Source organism: Metabacillus sp. YM-086, assembly GCF_048059995.1.
Lineage (GTDB): Bacteria > Bacillota > Bacilli > Bacillales > Bacillaceae > Metabacillus > Metabacillus litoralis_B.
This window is the reverse complement of the sequence record NZ_JBLUOI010000019.1, coordinates 26425-41524: the sequence shown is the minus strand read 5'-3', so window position 1 is coordinate 41524 and position 15100 is coordinate 26425. Positions and strand designations below refer to the sequence as shown.

Below are 15100 nucleotides of genomic sequence, written 5' to 3'. Positions count from 1 at the left end.
GCCCACTTATCAAGTCAAAATTACAAGATGTTAAGTCAAAACAAGGATGGGTCACGTCAAAAGAGGGTAATATCAGGTCGGTTGTAAGTTGTTCCGTCAATATGCCCACTTATCAAGTCAAAATTACAAGATGTTAAGTCAAAACAAGGATGGGTCACGTCAAAAGAGGGTAATATCAGGTTGGTTGTAAGTTGTTCCGTCAATATTGTCTCTGATCAAGTCAAAATCACAAGGCGTTAAGTCATTGAAACAAGGGTTTGTCACGTCAAAAGAGGGTAATATCAGATCGGTTGTAAGTTGTTCCGTCAATTTGACCACTTATCAAGTCAAAATCATAAGATGTTAAGTCAAAACAAGGATTTGTCACGTCAAAAGAGGGTAATATCAGGTCGGTTGCAAGTTGTTCCGTCAATATTGTCTCTGATCAAGTCAAAATCATGAGATGTTAAGTCGAAACAAGGATTTGTCACGTCAAAAGAGGGTAATATCAGGTCGGTTGTAAGTTGTTCCATCAATTTGACCACTTATCAAGTCAAAATCATGAGATGTTAAGTCGAAACAAGGATGGGTCACGTCAAAAGAGCGTAAAATCAGTTCGAATGCAAGTAGTCCCGTCAAAATGCCCACTTATCAAGTCAAAATCATAAGATGTTAAGTCAAAACAAAGATTGGTCCCATCAAAAGAGCGGAAAATCAGGTCGAATGCAGGTTGTCCCGTCAATATTGTCTCTGATCAAGTCAAAATCATGAGTCGATAAGTCAAAACAAGGGTTTGTCACGTCAAAAGAGGGTAATATCAGGTCGGTTGTAAGTTGTTCCATCAATTTGACCACTTATCAAGTCAAAATCATGAGATGTTAAGTCGAAACAAGGATGGGTCACGTCAAAAGAGCGTAAAATCAGTTCGAATGCAAGTAGTCCCGTCAAAATGCCCACTTATCAAGTCAAAATCATAAGATGTTAAGTCAAAACGAGGATTGATCACGTCATAAGAGCGGAAAATCAAGTCGAATGCAAGTAGTCCCGTCAAAATGCCCTCCCATCAAGTCAAAATCACAAGACGTTAAGTCAAAACAAAGATTGGTCACGTCAAAAGAATAAAGAATCACGTCAATTGTCAGTTGTCCCGTCAAAATAACAAATAATCACTCCCTACTTCATTCTAAAAATAAATAGTTCACCCTATTCAATCAAACGATCCCGTTCAAAACATAAACTTCATATAAACCTCATTACGTGTCTATCCTTTTCAGTTTGTTTATAATACAGTTAACAAACGTTAATAGAATGGAGTACTATATGATATGAAAACAAAGGACGAAATTAGGCATAAGGTTTGGAATCAGCTTACAGAAGAGAAGAACGGGCGATTTCCTTTTCCTCTCGTAAATCGGATTCCTAACTTTAAAGGAGCGGAAATTGCTGCAGCCCATATTACAACCTTGCAGGAATATAAAGAAGCAAAAGTGATAAAAGTAAATCCTGATGCTCCACAGCTTCCGTTACGTAAACAAATTCTGTTAGATGGGAAGGTATTGCTTGTCCCCACTCCACGTCTCAAGGCTGGGTTTATTATGGTGAAGCCGGAATGGGTGCCAGCTGGAGAGGAGCGTAAAGCTGCAAGCTTAAGTCATATTAAATCCTATGGAAAAGAAATACCTTTAACAGAAATCCCGCCTATTGATTTAATGGTAGTTGGATCGGTAGCGATTCATTCGGACGGAAGAAGATTGGGAAAAGGGGAAGGCTATGCTGATCGTGAATATGCCATTATCCGTGAGTTAGGTAATCCACCTGTTCCAATTGTAACGACTATCCATAGTACCCAATTAGTTAGTGATGAAATTCCTAGGGATACATATGATTTAACGGTTGATTGGATTGCGACTGAAAAGGGACTAACAAAAACCAATTCTCCATATGAAAAACCTATTGGTGTTGAGTGGAATCACGTTACAGAGGAAGAAATGATTGAAATGCCAGTATTAAAACAACTCTGGGAGCTTAAGTATTCAAAGAAAGAAAAGTAATTAATGAGTGTTTTTATTAGACGCAGGGAACGGACAGGAAGTAAGATATAAGAAAATATGTAAGAACTTTTAAGAGGTGACCAGATTGGTTGCAAACGTGCAGCTAGAAAATGAAGCAATTGATTTTATAAAAATCGCTTATAAAGAACTTGGAAAGTCAAGCAAACAAATAGATGAACGAATAAAGCAAATAAAATCTCAAATCGAAGGCAAAGGCTATTACGACCATACATTTGAAGAGCTCGAGCATGGAGCTAAAATGGCTTGGAGAAACAGTAATAAATGTATAGGGAGACTATTTTGGAATACATTAACTGTATTTGATCAACGCCATGCAGAATCCGAAGAAGATATATTTCATGCGTTGCAAAATCATCTTTCCTTTGCAACAAATGCTGGAAAAATCCGGCCAGCTATCACCATTTTTAAACCGTCATTGGGAGAAGAAAAAGGTGTTCGAATATGGAATCACCAGTTAATTCGCTATGCAGGATATGAAACAGAACATGGACTTCTAGGAGATCCAGCTTCTATCTCGTTTACAAAGCAATGTGAGGAACTAGGTTGGCGGGGAGCACGAACGAATTTTGATGTTCTGCCACTCATTATTCAGGTCAATAATCAACATCCGAAGTTATTTGCTATACCAGAAGACAAGGTACTAGAGGTGTCCATTGTCCACCCTGAAATAGAAGCTATCGCAGATCTTCATCTGAAATGGTACGGTGTACCGATAATTTCCGATATGAAGCTGGAGATTGGTGGTATTGAGTATACAGCGGCCCCGTTTAACGGCTGGTATATGGAAACTGAAATCGGTGCAAGAAATTTAGCTGATTCGTTTCGCTACAATCTTCTGCCTAAAATTGCTTCGGTTATGAATTTAGATACAAGAAGTCACGCGAATCTATGGAAAGATCGAGCGCTTATCGAACTAAATGTTGCAGTTCTTCATTCCTTTAAAAATGAAGGTGTAAGTATTGTTGACCACCATACAGCTGCTCAGCAATTCAAACGATTCGAACAAAACGAACGTGAAAGTTCCAGAGATTTTACTGGTGACTGGACGTGGTTGATCCCTCCAGTCTCACCTGCAACAACACATGTTTTTCATCAAAGTTATGAAAATAAAGTGATCAAACCAAATTATTTTTATCAAGCTTTACCATATGATTAAGTAGGGGCACACTGATTACAGGTGTGCCTCTATCTCTACTTAAAAGAAAATTATTTGCTGTGTTTTTCAAGAAGATTAGCTAGAAAATGTTTTTTGTAGCTTTCGAGTTTTCTCTCTTCATGACGGCGAACACCTAATTTCTTAAGTTCTTCAACATACCATCCTTTGCTTCCGTAATGCATTGAAATCACCCTTTCAGCTGAATTTTTTAGAATATATAGAGCATCGTTCAAGAGAACGTAACAAAAATAGCCTCTATTCCGATAAGAATAGAAGCCATTTTAAGTTTTGTGGTGTCATTGTAACATCTATAAAACTGTGTGAAAAGGGGGGATTTTTCATTTTTTTCTTTAAAAACTGCCGTAGAGCGATTTTTAAAGCGTAGAAAAATTTTATGATAAAAAGCATTAAAAATTGACAAATACTATATTTTTTAGGGAAGAGTCGAACTATTTCGTAAAATATAATAGGAAATTTTGCCTATTCATGATATATTTTCTTTATAAAAGAGATAAACATAAGGGGGATATGTATGAATTCGATAGAAAAAATGGTTATGACTGATATGACGAAGAAAAATACATTAATGTTTATTAGTTTCTCCATTTCCTTGATCTTGGCTATGGCTAAAACAATAGCAGTTCAAGATATATCCAAGGGAATTTTTTATGGGGGAGAGTTGGTAGCGTTTACATTATTGTATCTTATTTTTCAAAAACTATTAAAAAAACCTGTATTTTTCCCATACACTAGTATTATTTCAATCTATTTATTTTTAATTTCTGCTCTTTTTATATGGGGGCCAAATGCTGAAATTATTATTATTATTCTATTTTTAACATTAATTTCTTCTATCCATATGAAGAGGAATATCTTTGCGTTAGGCTATACCCTAGGGTTTATCGCTTTTGTTTTATCATTTATCCTAAAACAAGAAGATAACCTAGCTTTATCAACTATTTTTGCTTCAGCAGGGATTGTCTATGTTTTATCAGGGTTAGTTCTTGGAATTGTTATTCATTTGAATAGCAGGCAATTCCGTCAGCTACAGCACTTTCTTGATCAAGCTGAAAGTGAAGCAAGTGAAAAAGAGAAACAAAAGCAACATCTTGAAATTAATGTTTCTGGAATTGTTGAAGCCGTTTCTATTGTTAACAAGCAAATTCAGGAAAGTTTAGAAGCGCAACAAGAAATGAAACAGGCTATTATGGAAGTATCAGCCGGCAGTCAAAATCAATCAGAGCAAATTAATGATATATCGGAAAATTCAAAGCTAACGATGAAATCAATGGAGAAGCTCCATTCTATTTCAAAGGATTTGAAAGAAGATTCTAGCCGTGCAAGTAACATTATCATTGAAGGTAACGAGCAGGTTTTTGAATTAAACTCAGATATGAATCAGTTAAAAGCAATGATTACTGAGCTAGATCAGACGTTTAAATTATTAACAGGCACAATAACTGAAATGAATCAGTTAACAAATTCAATAAAAGAGATTACTGACCAAACAGGTTTGCTTGCTTTAAATGCGTCTATTGAAGCTGCACGAGCAGGTGAATCTGGCAAAGGGTTTTCCGTTGTAGCTTCAGAAATTAGAAAGTTAGCAGATGTAACAAGGGCAACAACAGAAAAAATAAATGAAAATCTTCATACTTTAAATGAAAGTAATGCAGCTGCCGTTACAAAGATGGAGAATAGTTATTCTTTTATTGACCGAAGTGTTAAGTCATCGGACAAGGTAAGTACATCGATTCAACATGTGAAAAAAACATTGGAAAACCTATCTTCACAGTTTGAACAATTTACAAAGTTTGCGGATCTTGTGAAAGGTCAGTCACATGATGTCCAATTATCAACGAATGAGCTAGCAGCAATTATTGAACAATCTTCAGCAAGTCTACAGGAAATGAGTGCAACTGTTGAAAATTTAACAGAAGATAACAAGACAATTGCACGATTAATGGAAGAAACGTCGGTAAAGGCTGAGAATTTGAGACAAACAAATTCATAACATGATACTAGCAAATATTTATACAAAAAAGCTGTAAAACGAGATATTTCTCTTCGTTTTACAGCTTTTTTAACTAGCTTCTATATGTTTAACCTGTTTTAATTCGGCTTTTTGAAACATTACATAATATAAGAATCCACTTACAACTGCTAGTGCTCCAAGGATCACAAAGGTAATTTGATATCCAAACCATAAAGACATTGGAATCGCTATTGGTGCAATCGTTCGTCCGATTGTATATCGCAAGCTAGCAGCGGCAAAATATTGACCCCGCATATGGTCAGGGGCAAGTTTTGAAACAAACGTTTGTTGAATTCCAGCTGTCATAAGCTCGGCAAAAGTAAAAATTGCCATTGCTAGGATGTAGAGCCAAAGAGAACTTGTAAAACCGAAAACAACCATTGAGATTCCATAGATGAAAGAAGAAAGAACAAACACATTCCTCTCTTTGAATGTTCCCATCCACTTTGTAATGAAAATCGTAAATAGAGCCACAAGCAGACCATTTTCTGAAAGAATTACGCCGAATGCTTGCTCACCGTTTAATGTTAAGGACCAATCACCAAAGCGGAACATTTCTTGTTGTTGAATCATGTCTGTCATATAGACTGGAATAATCATATCTAGCTGCATAAAGGTAAGTGCAACAAGAACACCCGCAATGATATAAAGCAAAAATGTCTGGTCACGGAAGATTATTCGATAATCCTGGATTTGCTGTAGTATTGGGCTATACCATCTACGGTTTTCACCAGCTGAACCAGCATTGTAAGGAGGGGCAGTTTCTCTTGTTTGTTTTGCTAATAAAAAAGAAAGCAACATACAAATGAATCCTGCAACTAATAATACTTCAAATGGATACTGAACATAAAAAATAGCACCTAAAATAGGTCCAATAACAACAGCGATATTAATAGATGTATAAAAAATAGCAAAAACGCTACTACGATGCTTTTCTTCAACTACGTCAGCAACCATTGCTTGAGAGGCTGGCCAGTAAAAGGAACCAAATACTCCTGCGAACGCAAAACAGATAAAGCCGAGAATAGGCAAATCGAGCCAAGGAGAGTTCGATAATGCAAATATCATGAAGGATAAACCTTGACCAAATGAAGCCATCACCATCATGGTTTTTCTTCCGAATCGATCAGCACAATATCCCCCCATTAAATTGGCAATAACTGAGAAAACTTGCGATATAATAAGGAATAAGCCGGCTTGTGCTTTGCCGAATTCATCAGCGAAATAAATCGTTAGAAACGGGAAGAACATCCAAAATGTTATGTTCATCAAGGCTTCACCAAATAATCGTATTTTAAGATTTGTATCCCAATCTCTTATTTTCATTTTGAATACCTCGATTCTAGAAATCTACGTTCCTCATCATACTCTTTCGGGTCACGAAATACAATAGAAATTTGAAAAATTTAACTTAAACTTAATGTAGATCAGGTTGGTAGTTAAAGCTTAATTTGAATGAGAAATGAAGGCTGGTTTCATGATTAAAGGATCTACTGTTAGAAGAGGTGAATAATAGCTATAATACTTATCAACGAAAGGAGAAAGATTTGTATGGATTTATTTTCAATCATTGCTGAAGATAAAATAAAAAAGGCAATAGAAGAGGGTGAGTTCGACAACTTACCTGGTCAAGGTAAGCCATTGAATCTAGAAGACCTATCCCATATACCTGAAGAGCTTCGTGTGGCTTATAAAGTTTTAAAAAATTCAAATATGCTAAACGATGTAGAAAAACTTAAAAAGGAAATTAGTTCAATCGAGGATCTAATAGATGCTACTGAAGATCTTCAAGAAAAAGAAGCGCTTAAACAGAAAAAACAGGAAAGAATGTTAAGAATAGAACGTTTAATGAAGAAACGGAATGCTTTTCAATCACCGGCATCGTCTTTTTATAAAGATAAAGTACTGAATCGTTTTAAAAAATAATGTTGTTTTCTCGTTCATAATTAGGGAATTCATAATTTAAAAGGAAGTTGTACAAAATGGAATAAACAAAACATTCATTCGAGGAGGGCTAGAGTGAAAAAATCTTATCTTCTATTTCTTATTATTTTGCTTTTAACGGGTTGTGTACAAGGTACAGAAGAGCAAGGAGATAAACCTATAGAAGAAGATCATGTAACGGAAGAAGAAACAACAGACGAAACTACAGACATCGAAACAAATGAGGAAGAAGAAGCTGAGCCTCCAAAAGGTGATAAGGAGCTCGTCTTAGAAAATGCTGAAAAAGTAATAGGCTCCTTACAAGATCAAAACTTTGAAGAGCTTTCTACCTATGTTTCTTCAGAAAAAGGTGTGTTGTTTTCCCCCTATGCTCATATAGAGGACGATGCTGTTACATTTAAGCAGGAGGATCTCTTGCATTTCTTTCATTCCGAAGAAGAGTATACATGGGGTGTAAGAGATGGAAGTGGTGAGCCAATTAAGTTAATTCCAAGCAAATACTATAGTGAATTTATTTATGATGCAAGCTACCATCAGGCTGATGAGGTTGTTTATAACCCAGAACAAGCAAGAGGAAATACGATAAAAAATATTAAAGACACATTTCCTGAGTCTCAAGTTGTTGAGTATTACGTAAAGGGAACTGAGGAAAATGAGAATATGGATTGGAAGGCCTTAAATCTTGTTTTTGAAAAAAATTCAAAGGATGAGTGGAAGCTTGTTGCAATCGTCCATGATCAGTGGACGATATAACGTGATTAATCCTGTACACCCGTGAGTAAGAGTTTAAGGGTGTACAGGATTTTTTGTTTGTTTCATCATCCAAAGCATGCGGTTTTTCATCTTGCTTCGTTTTCTTGTCACACCTTCTTGCGCATTTCAATAAAATATAAAAAAGCCTAGAAGGGAAGAGAAGTGAATGTGGCAATGGACCATAGGGTTAGTTCTTGCTTCGATGATTGTCTGTTCAATAGGTATATATTTGTTAAGCCGTCTTCTTCTTTCGCCGAAAAGGGTTCCTTATGACAAAACGTATAAGCTTGGTATTCAAAAGGGGGAAATTGATGCCAACATCTTTCACACGTTAGATAAAGAAGAATTATATATTCCGTCTTACCATGGATATAAGCTTCATGGAATGCTTTTTCCAGTAAAAAACAGTAAAAAAGTAATCATTATTGCTCATGGAATTCGTTGGTCTTTGTTTGGAAGTTTTAAATATGTAGAAATGTTTCAGAAAAGGGGATTTCACGTTTTATTATGTGACCATCGATTTCATGGATTAAGTGGAGGGAATTATACCTCTTTTGGTTACTATGAAAAAGATGATGTAAGAGCGTGGATTGACTATTTATCAGTGCGAATGGGAGATCGTACTTTTATAGGCTTGTTAGGTGAATCACTTGGAGCTGCTACAGCATTAGAAGTAAGCAAACGGGACAACAGAGTGAAATTTTGTATTGCTGACTGCTCATTTAGTGATTTTTCAAGCTTATTAAAATTAAGATTGAGGCTTGATTTAAGGTTGCGTTTTTATCCTCTAATCGATGTTATAAGTCTTCTCATTAAGTTACGTCATGGATGGAGTTTTCCTGAAATTTCCCCAATAAAAGGGTTAGAAAAAACAAAAACCCCCATTTTATTTATTCATGGGAAAGAAGATACGTTTATTCCGTTGCAAATGACGTTAGATATGTTTAAACGAAAAAAGGGAAATAAAAAGCTCTATTTAGTCCCTAAGGCAGGTCATGCAGAAGCCTATAATACAGATCCGAAGGGCTATGAAAAGAAAGTAAGTGATTTTATAAAGGAAATTGAGTGTGGGTTAAGAGAAGAGGCCAACTTATGTTAGTTGGCCTTCTTTGATTATCCCAAATCCCAGGCTTCATGCAGCTTAGGTACGTCAGAAATGAGCTGTTGTGTGTATGGATGCTGTGGATTCATTAACACACTATCGGCGCTTCCTTGTTCAACAATTTTTCCTTTTTCCATGATGTAAAGAGTATCACTTACATAATAGGCAAGACCTACGTCATGAGTAATGAAGATAATCGTCATGTTGTTTTCTTCTCTTAGCTTTAATAACATATCCAAAATAGTAGAGCGAGAGCAGGCATCAACCATTGAAGTTGGTTCATCTGCTAGCAATACCTTTGGATGCAGAAGAAAAATTCTAGCAATCATCAAACGCTGCATTTGTCCACCTGATAGCTCAAAAGGATATTTATTATAAAGCTCTTCAAATTTCAGGTTAACAAACGTACATGCTTCTTTCATTTTCTCAAAGCGTTCTTCTTTAGAAAGCTTTAAACCTTGCAGTTCAATACAGTCATTTAATAGTTTTTCGACTTTATGAAACAAGTTAAAAGAAGAGAAGGGGTCCTGAAAAATGGCTTGAATATCTTGCCAATATGATTTTCGATCTCGATGACTTTTTAGTTTGCGTGGCTTTCCTTTATACTCGATATCTCCACTTGTTTCCTTTAGTAGTCCCATGACCATTTTAGCAAGTGTGGTTTTTCCACTCCCACTTTCACCAACAATTGAAATAATTTCTCCACGATGGAACGCAAAGTTAACTTGGTCAACGGCTGTGTTTTTATTTTTCCCATAACCGAAAACCTTTGTTATGTTTTTCCCGCTAATTAAAACCTCTTGATTAGGCTTCATTTGCATACCACTCCTTTAACGTATCATTGTCAATTCGACAACGATACAGACGTTCACCTAGATGTTGAGTCGTAATTTTTCCAGTACGGCATTCATCAGTTGCATAGGAACATCGTTCAGCAAATCGGCAGCCATCTATTTTCTTTTTTAAATTAGGAGGTGCTCCAGGAATCGCAGCTAGTTTATGTTCCTTCATGCCAGATTCAGGGACAATAATCGAGCCCATTAGCTTTTTGGTATAAGGGTGAATGGGATTAAAAATAACGTCTTCGGCTTTTCCTCTCTCGACGATTTCTCCTGCGTACATCACCATAATTTCGTCTGTTACATGATAGAGAAGAGGGAGTTCATGTGTAATGAATACTAATGAACGGATGAATTTTTTATCTAATAAATCTTTTAATAATTTAATGACAACTTTTTGGGATGTTACATCGAGTGCAGAGGTTGGTTCATCAGCGATTAATACTTTTGGATTTAAAATGGTTGAAATAGCAATAACTGTTCTTTGTTTCATCCCGCCAGAAAGTTCATTCGGATAAGAATTTAAGACTTTAGGTGAAAGATTTAATGTTTCAAATCTTTCAGCAGCCATTTCATAGACTTGTTTTTTCGACAGTTCAGGTTGATGTTCTTTCATAATGTCTTCAATAAATTTAATAATCTTAATCGTTGGATTTAGGGCGTTCATTGCTGCTTGTGGAATGTAGGCAATTTCTCTGCCTAACACTTGTTTTCTAAGCTTTTCTTTTTCGAGCTTCATAATATCTACTCCATTGATATTAATGGAACCGCTACCAAAATGGAGTGGAGGAAAGTAAAAACCCATTAAGCTTAAGGCTAAGGTTGATTTTCCGCATCCTGATTCCCCGGCAATTCCAATTGTTTTTCCATCTTCAAGGTGAAAATCCACACCATCAACAGCATAGACCTTTTCTTTTAATCTGGTTTTATAGTAGGTTTTTAATTCTTTAACATCAAGAATATGTTTACTCATATTATTAACTCCTTATCTTAGGGTTAAAAATTTCATCCATCCCAGTATTCATTAAATAGAGAGAAAATGTAATGATCGCAATAGCGATTGCCGCAGGTATAAACGCCCACCACGCACCGGATACAGGAGCTTCAAAGATTAAAGCCCAGTTCATAATAATACCAAGGGAAATTGTGTTATATGGTCCAAGCCCTAGCATAGAGATCGATGCCTCTGAAAGAATACCTGATGCTGTTTGCAGAACAAATGCCATTACAACATAAGACATGATGTAAGGTAAAATTTCAAAAATAATAATTCTTGGTGTGCTGTGACCAGATATTTTTGCGATATTAACATGATCTCTGTTTCGTAGAGAGGATGTTTGAGCGCGGACGGCACGTGCTGTCCATGGCCAACTAGTGATGCCAATTACAATTGCTGTAATTAACGAACTTCTTGAATCGATACTGACTGAAATCAGAATTAAGACAATGAAAGACGGAATAACGATAAAGATATTTGTGATGGCAGATAAAATTTCATCAAATATTCCTCCGATATAACCGGCGGATAATCCGATGATTAACCCAATAATCGTTGCACTTAAGCCGGCAACTAATCCTACAAAAATGGAGGTTTTGATTCCATAAATAAGTTCAAGAAACAAGTCTCTTCCAAAGTTATCGGAGCCTAACCATAATTCAGCACTCGGTGGCTGAAAGGCGAGTGCAACCATTTCGGTTGGATCAGCAGTATTAATTAAGGGGTAGATCGTTACAAATGCAAGCATCAACAAAAATGAAATGGCACCGATAAGGAATTTTGGGGAGCGAATTAATATTTGTAGTGAACTATTCATATTATTCTTCCTCCATTTGCGAAGCTTTGATTCTAGGGTCAACCAACCCATAAATAATTTCAATGGTGAAGTTAGCTAATAGAACGGATATGGCAATAAGTAGAGTAGCGCCGGATATGAGTGGATAATCTAGTTGACGTATGGCAGTAAATAGCCATGTTCCAATACCAGGATAGCTAAAAACAATTTCAGTAATTAATGACCCGCCGATCATCGTACCGATTGAGAGAGCCAAACCTGTAATCTGTGGTAACATCGCATTTTTAAATACATATCTAGAAATTGTTGAATCTTTAATACCAAGTAATTTGCTATATAAAACGTAATCTGTGTTTAATTCGTAGATCGACATTTCTCTCATTCCGATAGCTTGACCACCAATTGTAACCAAGACAATTGAAATAAAAGGGAGGAAGTGATGACTAATCACAGATCCAATAAACTCAAAGCTTAAATTTGGTGTCATTTGATAATTGTAGCCGCCGGATGTTGGGAACCAATTAAGAGTTAGCCCAAAGATATAGAGCATAATAATCGCCAAAATAAAAAATGGGATGGAGTTGATAAATAAAAATGTAGGAAAAAGAACTTTATCAAATACACCTTTTTTATAAGCAGCAATAGCACCAAGGGCATTTCCGACGATCCAACCAACAAGGATAGCAGGCAGTTGAAGAGCTAATGTCCAAGGAACAGCTGAGGCAAGAATAGAAGTAACAGACATTGGATAGAGTCCGAACGACGTTCCTAAATCACCCTTCAGTAAATTCCCTACATAAATAAAAAATTGTTGCCATAACGGCTTATCAATACCAAACTCTGCAGCAAATGTATCGTATACCTTCTTAATTGAATCACTGTCTGTCATTCCTTGAGTCATTTGGTTGGCAATCACACTTACTGGATTTCCCTCTATTAACCTTGGTAGTAGGAAGTTAAGCGCGACTGCTACAAACAAGGTCACAAGATACCAGAGGGATTTTTTTAAGAAAAACTTCCGATAGGCATTCATGACTTCACAGCACCCCCGTTATTAGGTAGTTTTAAAAGGAGTAGCTGGGATAACCTATATGAATTATCCCAACTAGCTCTATCTATATTTCAGTCTATTTATTTGTGATTTGATACAAGTCTTTTACACCTGCACCGTCAATTGAAATTTGTGGTGGAATGTTATTGCCGTCTCCTTCAACTGCAAAGCCTTTCCAAACCGATTCGTTCACTGTATGGAATACCCAAGGTCTATACATAAGTGGGATTGATGGAATGTCTTCTAAATAAATTTTTGTAAGTTCTGTGTACATTTCTTTTAATTTCGCTTCATCTGTAATTGTTGGAATTTCCTTAATTAACTCATCGGCTCTTTCATTTTTATATCTTCCCCAGTTCCAGAACGCCATTTCACCAACTGGAGCTACACCTTCTGAATACATAATTGTTCTTGCTCTATCCCAAGGCTGACTCGGACTAACTGCACCAGCAGGCGTATTCATAATGATGTCAAATTTCCCTGTTTGTAAATCATTTGTCCACACAGGAGCTTCAGGGAAGTTTGTTCTAATTTCAATTCCAATGGCCTTAGCGTTTTGTGCGACAATTTCTAGGGCAGCATTCCAATCAGACCAACCATATGGACATTCGATTTCCCATGGTCCAAGTCTTACACCATTGAGAACACGAATACCATCTGCTCCTTTTTTCGCTCCAATACTATCAAGCAACTCGTTGGCTGCATCAATATCTGTTGTCCATTGAAGTGATTTAATGGCATCTTGATCTACATACTTTGTTTCAGAAGGTGTATCTAATGTAATAGACGGTTTCATTTCACCAGAATATCCGCTCATTGCTAATTCTGAAATTTTGTCATAATCAATTGCCATTGCAATCGCTCTTCTAACATCTGGATTATTTAAGCCATCTTTTGTCATATTGAAGAAAATAGAAGGCATTGAACCAGGTAAGTAATATGGTTTGTCTTTCACATATGTTTTGATTGGAGCACCGTCTTCCCACATTTTCCAAACTTGAGGGATGAATTGTTGTGAAACGTCAACTTCCCCTTTTTTAAATGCTAGAGAACCTGCAGCATTATCCTTATAAATAACATGACTTACATACTTCGGAGCTGGTAAGCCGCCAAATAGAGATTGTCCCCAATAGTTATCATCTCTAATTAAGGTGATCTTTTGGTTATCAAATGTGTGCATTTTGTACGGGCCAGTACCAACAGGATCTGGATTCACTTCTTCACGAATCTTGGCAATATCGTTCCCGCTTTTCGCTTCAATTTCTTCCCAAACATGCTTAGGCATCATCGGAACTAATTGAAGACTATCTAAAACTGTGAGTCGGTTAGGATTATCTTGTTTTAAGCGGATATTAACGGCGTTATCACCGTCTGCTTCTACCGCATCAATTGCTTCCCAGAAGTTGCTCCAAGATATTGAGTATTTGCTTCCTAGTTCATAAGAATACACAACGTCTTCTGATGTGAATGCTTCTCCGTCATTCCACTTTGCATCAGGATTTAATTCAATGTGAAGTGTCGTGTCATCAGTCCATTCATAACTTGTACCAAGTAATGGCTCTAACGCACCATCAAGCATATTAATCATGAAAAGATTTTCATAGATTAATGATCTCGAGTTCGCATATGCAATTGGAAAAGATGGATTTCCCCCTAATGGACTAAAGGTTGAAGGCGGCCCCCATTGTAGACCATTAACATACAATGTTTCATTCCTTGGTGTTGTCCCTGATGAATTTTGTTCTGAGTCATTTCCTTCTTCACTTGGAGTTGGTTCATTTGTTGTTGGTGGTTTTACCTCATTGTTACAAGCAGCTAGTAGTCCAATTACCATGATTAGACTGAAAAATAAACTTAAAACGCTTTTTAACCTCATTAACCAGTTCCCCCCTCTGATTCCAATAAAGTAAACGCTTTCAAGTAAAATATATTATTTGTTTTGAAAACAAGAACTAGTAATTTTAGAATTTTTAGATTATTTTTTGGAATTTAGGCATGGGGGACTATTTTTAGGGGGGGCTAGAGATTGGATTTGGGATTAGAAAGGGATGGGCTATGGGCTGTTCGTAGAAGGAGGGGATGAACGACAAAACGAGTATTGCTCGTAACCGGACTGTCGTTCATAAGGGTGATGAACGACAAAAAGGGAATTGTTCGTAGCCGCACTGTCGTTCATAGGGGTGATGAACGACAAAACGAGTATTGTTCGTAACCGGACTGTCGTTCATAAGGTGGATGAACGACAAAAAGGGAATTGTTCGTAGCCGCACTGTCGTTCATAAGTGTGATGAACGACAAAAGAAGTATTGTTCGTAACCGGACTGTCGTTCATAAGTGTGATGAACGACAAAAAGGGAATTGTTCGTAGCCGCACTGTCG

The 15100-nt window shown here is 36.6% G+C and carries 13 protein-coding genes; 6 read left to right on the top strand and 7 right to left on the bottom strand.

Annotated features, from left to right (window positions below; translation table 11 throughout):
- The first annotated feature begins 1304 nt into the window (after positions 1-1304).
- Together ACEWK1_RS10630 and ACEWK1_RS10625 are read left to right on the top strand one after the other, a co-directional pair.
- Complete coding sequence (locus tag ACEWK1_RS10630) at positions 1305-2030, top strand: 5-formyltetrahydrofolate cyclo-ligase (protein WP_251406909.1); 726 nt, start codon at positions 1305-1307, stop codon at positions 2028-2030.
- An 85-nt stretch (positions 2031-2115) separates the two neighbouring features.
- Positions 2116-3207: a nitric oxide synthase oxygenase gene (locus ACEWK1_RS10625; protein ID WP_251406910.1), complete on the top strand. Its 1092-nt coding sequence runs from the start codon at positions 2116-2118 to the stop codon at positions 3205-3207.
- A 50-nt stretch (positions 3208-3257) separates the two neighbouring features.
- Here the strand turns inward: ACEWK1_RS10625 and ACEWK1_RS10620 are convergent, their stop codons facing one another.
- A complete protein-coding gene (locus ACEWK1_RS10620; RefSeq protein ID WP_098799252.1) occupies positions 3258-3389 on the bottom strand; it encodes a YflJ family protein in 132 nt (43 codons plus the stop codon).
- 350 nt (positions 3390-3739) lie between these two features.
- Between ACEWK1_RS10620 and ACEWK1_RS10615 the strand changes: the two genes are divergently transcribed.
- A complete protein-coding gene (locus ACEWK1_RS10615) occupies positions 3740-5218 on the top strand; it encodes a methyl-accepting chemotaxis protein (RefSeq protein ID WP_251397868.1) in 1479 nt (492 codons plus the stop codon).
- A gap of 69 nt (positions 5219-5287) precedes the next feature.
- Here the strand turns inward: ACEWK1_RS10615 and ACEWK1_RS10610 are convergent, their stop codons facing one another.
- Positions 5288-6565: an MDR family MFS transporter gene (locus ACEWK1_RS10610; RefSeq protein WP_121664426.1), complete on the bottom strand. Its 1278-nt coding sequence runs from the start codon at positions 6563-6565 to the stop codon at positions 5288-5290.
- A 225-nt stretch (positions 6566-6790) separates the two neighbouring features.
- On the opposite strand from ACEWK1_RS10610, the gene ACEWK1_RS10605 reads away from it, so the two are divergent.
- The 3 genes from ACEWK1_RS10605 (at position 6791) to ACEWK1_RS10595 (ending at position 9035) form a co-directional block, all read left to right on the top strand.
- Positions 6791-7165, top strand: coding sequence for a DUF1992 domain-containing protein (locus ACEWK1_RS10605; RefSeq protein ID WP_251406911.1), 375 nt, complete (start codon positions 6791-6793; stop codon positions 7163-7165).
- 93 nt (positions 7166-7258) lie between these two features.
- Complete coding sequence (locus ACEWK1_RS10600) at positions 7259-7936, top strand: hypothetical protein (RefSeq protein WP_251406912.1); 678 nt, start codon at positions 7259-7261, stop codon at positions 7934-7936.
- Between the two features lie 166 nt (positions 7937-8102).
- On the top strand, positions 8103-9035 hold the full coding sequence (locus ACEWK1_RS10595) for an alpha/beta hydrolase (RefSeq protein ID WP_416636203.1): 933 nt from the start codon (positions 8103-8105) through the stop codon (positions 9033-9035).
- Positions 9036-9049: 14 nt separating this feature from the next.
- Here the strand turns inward: ACEWK1_RS10595 and ACEWK1_RS10590 are convergent, their stop codons facing one another.
- The 5 genes from ACEWK1_RS10590 to ACEWK1_RS10570 form a co-directional block, all read right to left on the bottom strand.
- A complete protein-coding gene (locus ACEWK1_RS10590; RefSeq protein ID WP_251397861.1) occupies positions 9050-9853 on the bottom strand; it encodes an ABC transporter ATP-binding protein in 804 nt (267 codons plus the stop codon).
- A complete protein-coding gene (locus ACEWK1_RS10585) occupies positions 9843-10850 on the bottom strand; it encodes an ABC transporter ATP-binding protein (RefSeq protein ID WP_251397858.1) in 1008 nt (335 codons plus the stop codon). Before ACEWK1_RS10585 ends, ACEWK1_RS10590 begins: the two co-directional genes overlap by 11 nt.
- Positions 10851-10854: 4 nt before the next feature.
- Entirely contained in the window at positions 10855-11691 is an 837-nt protein-coding gene (locus ACEWK1_RS10580) for an ABC transporter permease (protein ID WP_121664432.1), read from the bottom strand.
- A gap of 1 nt (position 11692) precedes the next feature.
- Entirely contained in the window at positions 11693-12703 is a 1011-nt protein-coding gene (locus ACEWK1_RS10575) for an ABC transporter permease (RefSeq protein WP_121664433.1), read from the bottom strand.
- Between the two features lie 94 nt (positions 12704-12797).
- Complete coding sequence (locus tag ACEWK1_RS10570; protein WP_251406914.1) at positions 12798-14597, bottom strand: ABC transporter substrate-binding protein; 1800 nt, start codon at positions 14595-14597, stop codon at positions 12798-12800.
- Between the last annotated feature and the right edge of the window lie 503 nt (positions 14598-15100).

Bases quoted from the DNA above. Each gene is read 5' to 3' on its own strand.
- ACEWK1_RS10570 (WP_251406914.1), bottom strand. From the start codon at position 14,597: ATGAGGTTAAAAAGCGTTTTAAGTTTATTTTTCAGTCTAATCATGGTA.
- ACEWK1_RS10585 (WP_251397858.1), bottom strand. From the start codon at position 10,850: ATGAGTAAACATATTCTTGATGTTAAAGAATTAAAAACCTACTATAAA.
- ACEWK1_RS10630 (WP_251406909.1), top strand. From the start codon at position 1,305: ATGAAAACAAAGGACGAAATTAGGCATAAGGTTTGGAATCAGCTTACA.
- ACEWK1_RS10590 (WP_251397861.1), bottom strand. From the start codon at position 9,853: ATGAAGCCTAATCAAGAGGTTTTAATTAGCGGGAAAAACATAACAAAG.
- ACEWK1_RS10595 (WP_416636203.1), top strand. From the start codon at position 8,103: ATGTGGCAATGGACCATAGGGTTAGTTCTTGCTTCGATGATTGTCTGT.
- ACEWK1_RS10620 (WP_098799252.1), bottom strand. From the start codon at position 3,389: ATGCATTACGGAAGCAAAGGATGGTATGTTGAAGAACTTAAGAAATTA.
- ACEWK1_RS10575 (WP_121664433.1), bottom strand. From the start codon at position 12,703: ATGAATGCCTATCGGAAGTTTTTCTTAAAAAAATCCCTCTGGTATCTT.
- ACEWK1_RS10610 (WP_121664426.1), bottom strand. From the start codon at position 6,565: ATGAAAATAAGAGATTGGGATACAAATCTTAAAATACGATTATTTGGT.
- ACEWK1_RS10615 (WP_251397868.1), top strand. From the start codon at position 3,740: ATGAATTCGATAGAAAAAATGGTTATGACTGATATGACGAAGAAAAAT.
- ACEWK1_RS10580 (WP_121664432.1), bottom strand. From the start codon at position 11,691: ATGAATAGTTCACTACAAATATTAATTCGCTCCCCAAAATTCCTTATC.
- ACEWK1_RS10605 (WP_251406911.1), top strand. From the start codon at position 6,791: ATGGATTTATTTTCAATCATTGCTGAAGATAAAATAAAAAAGGCAATA.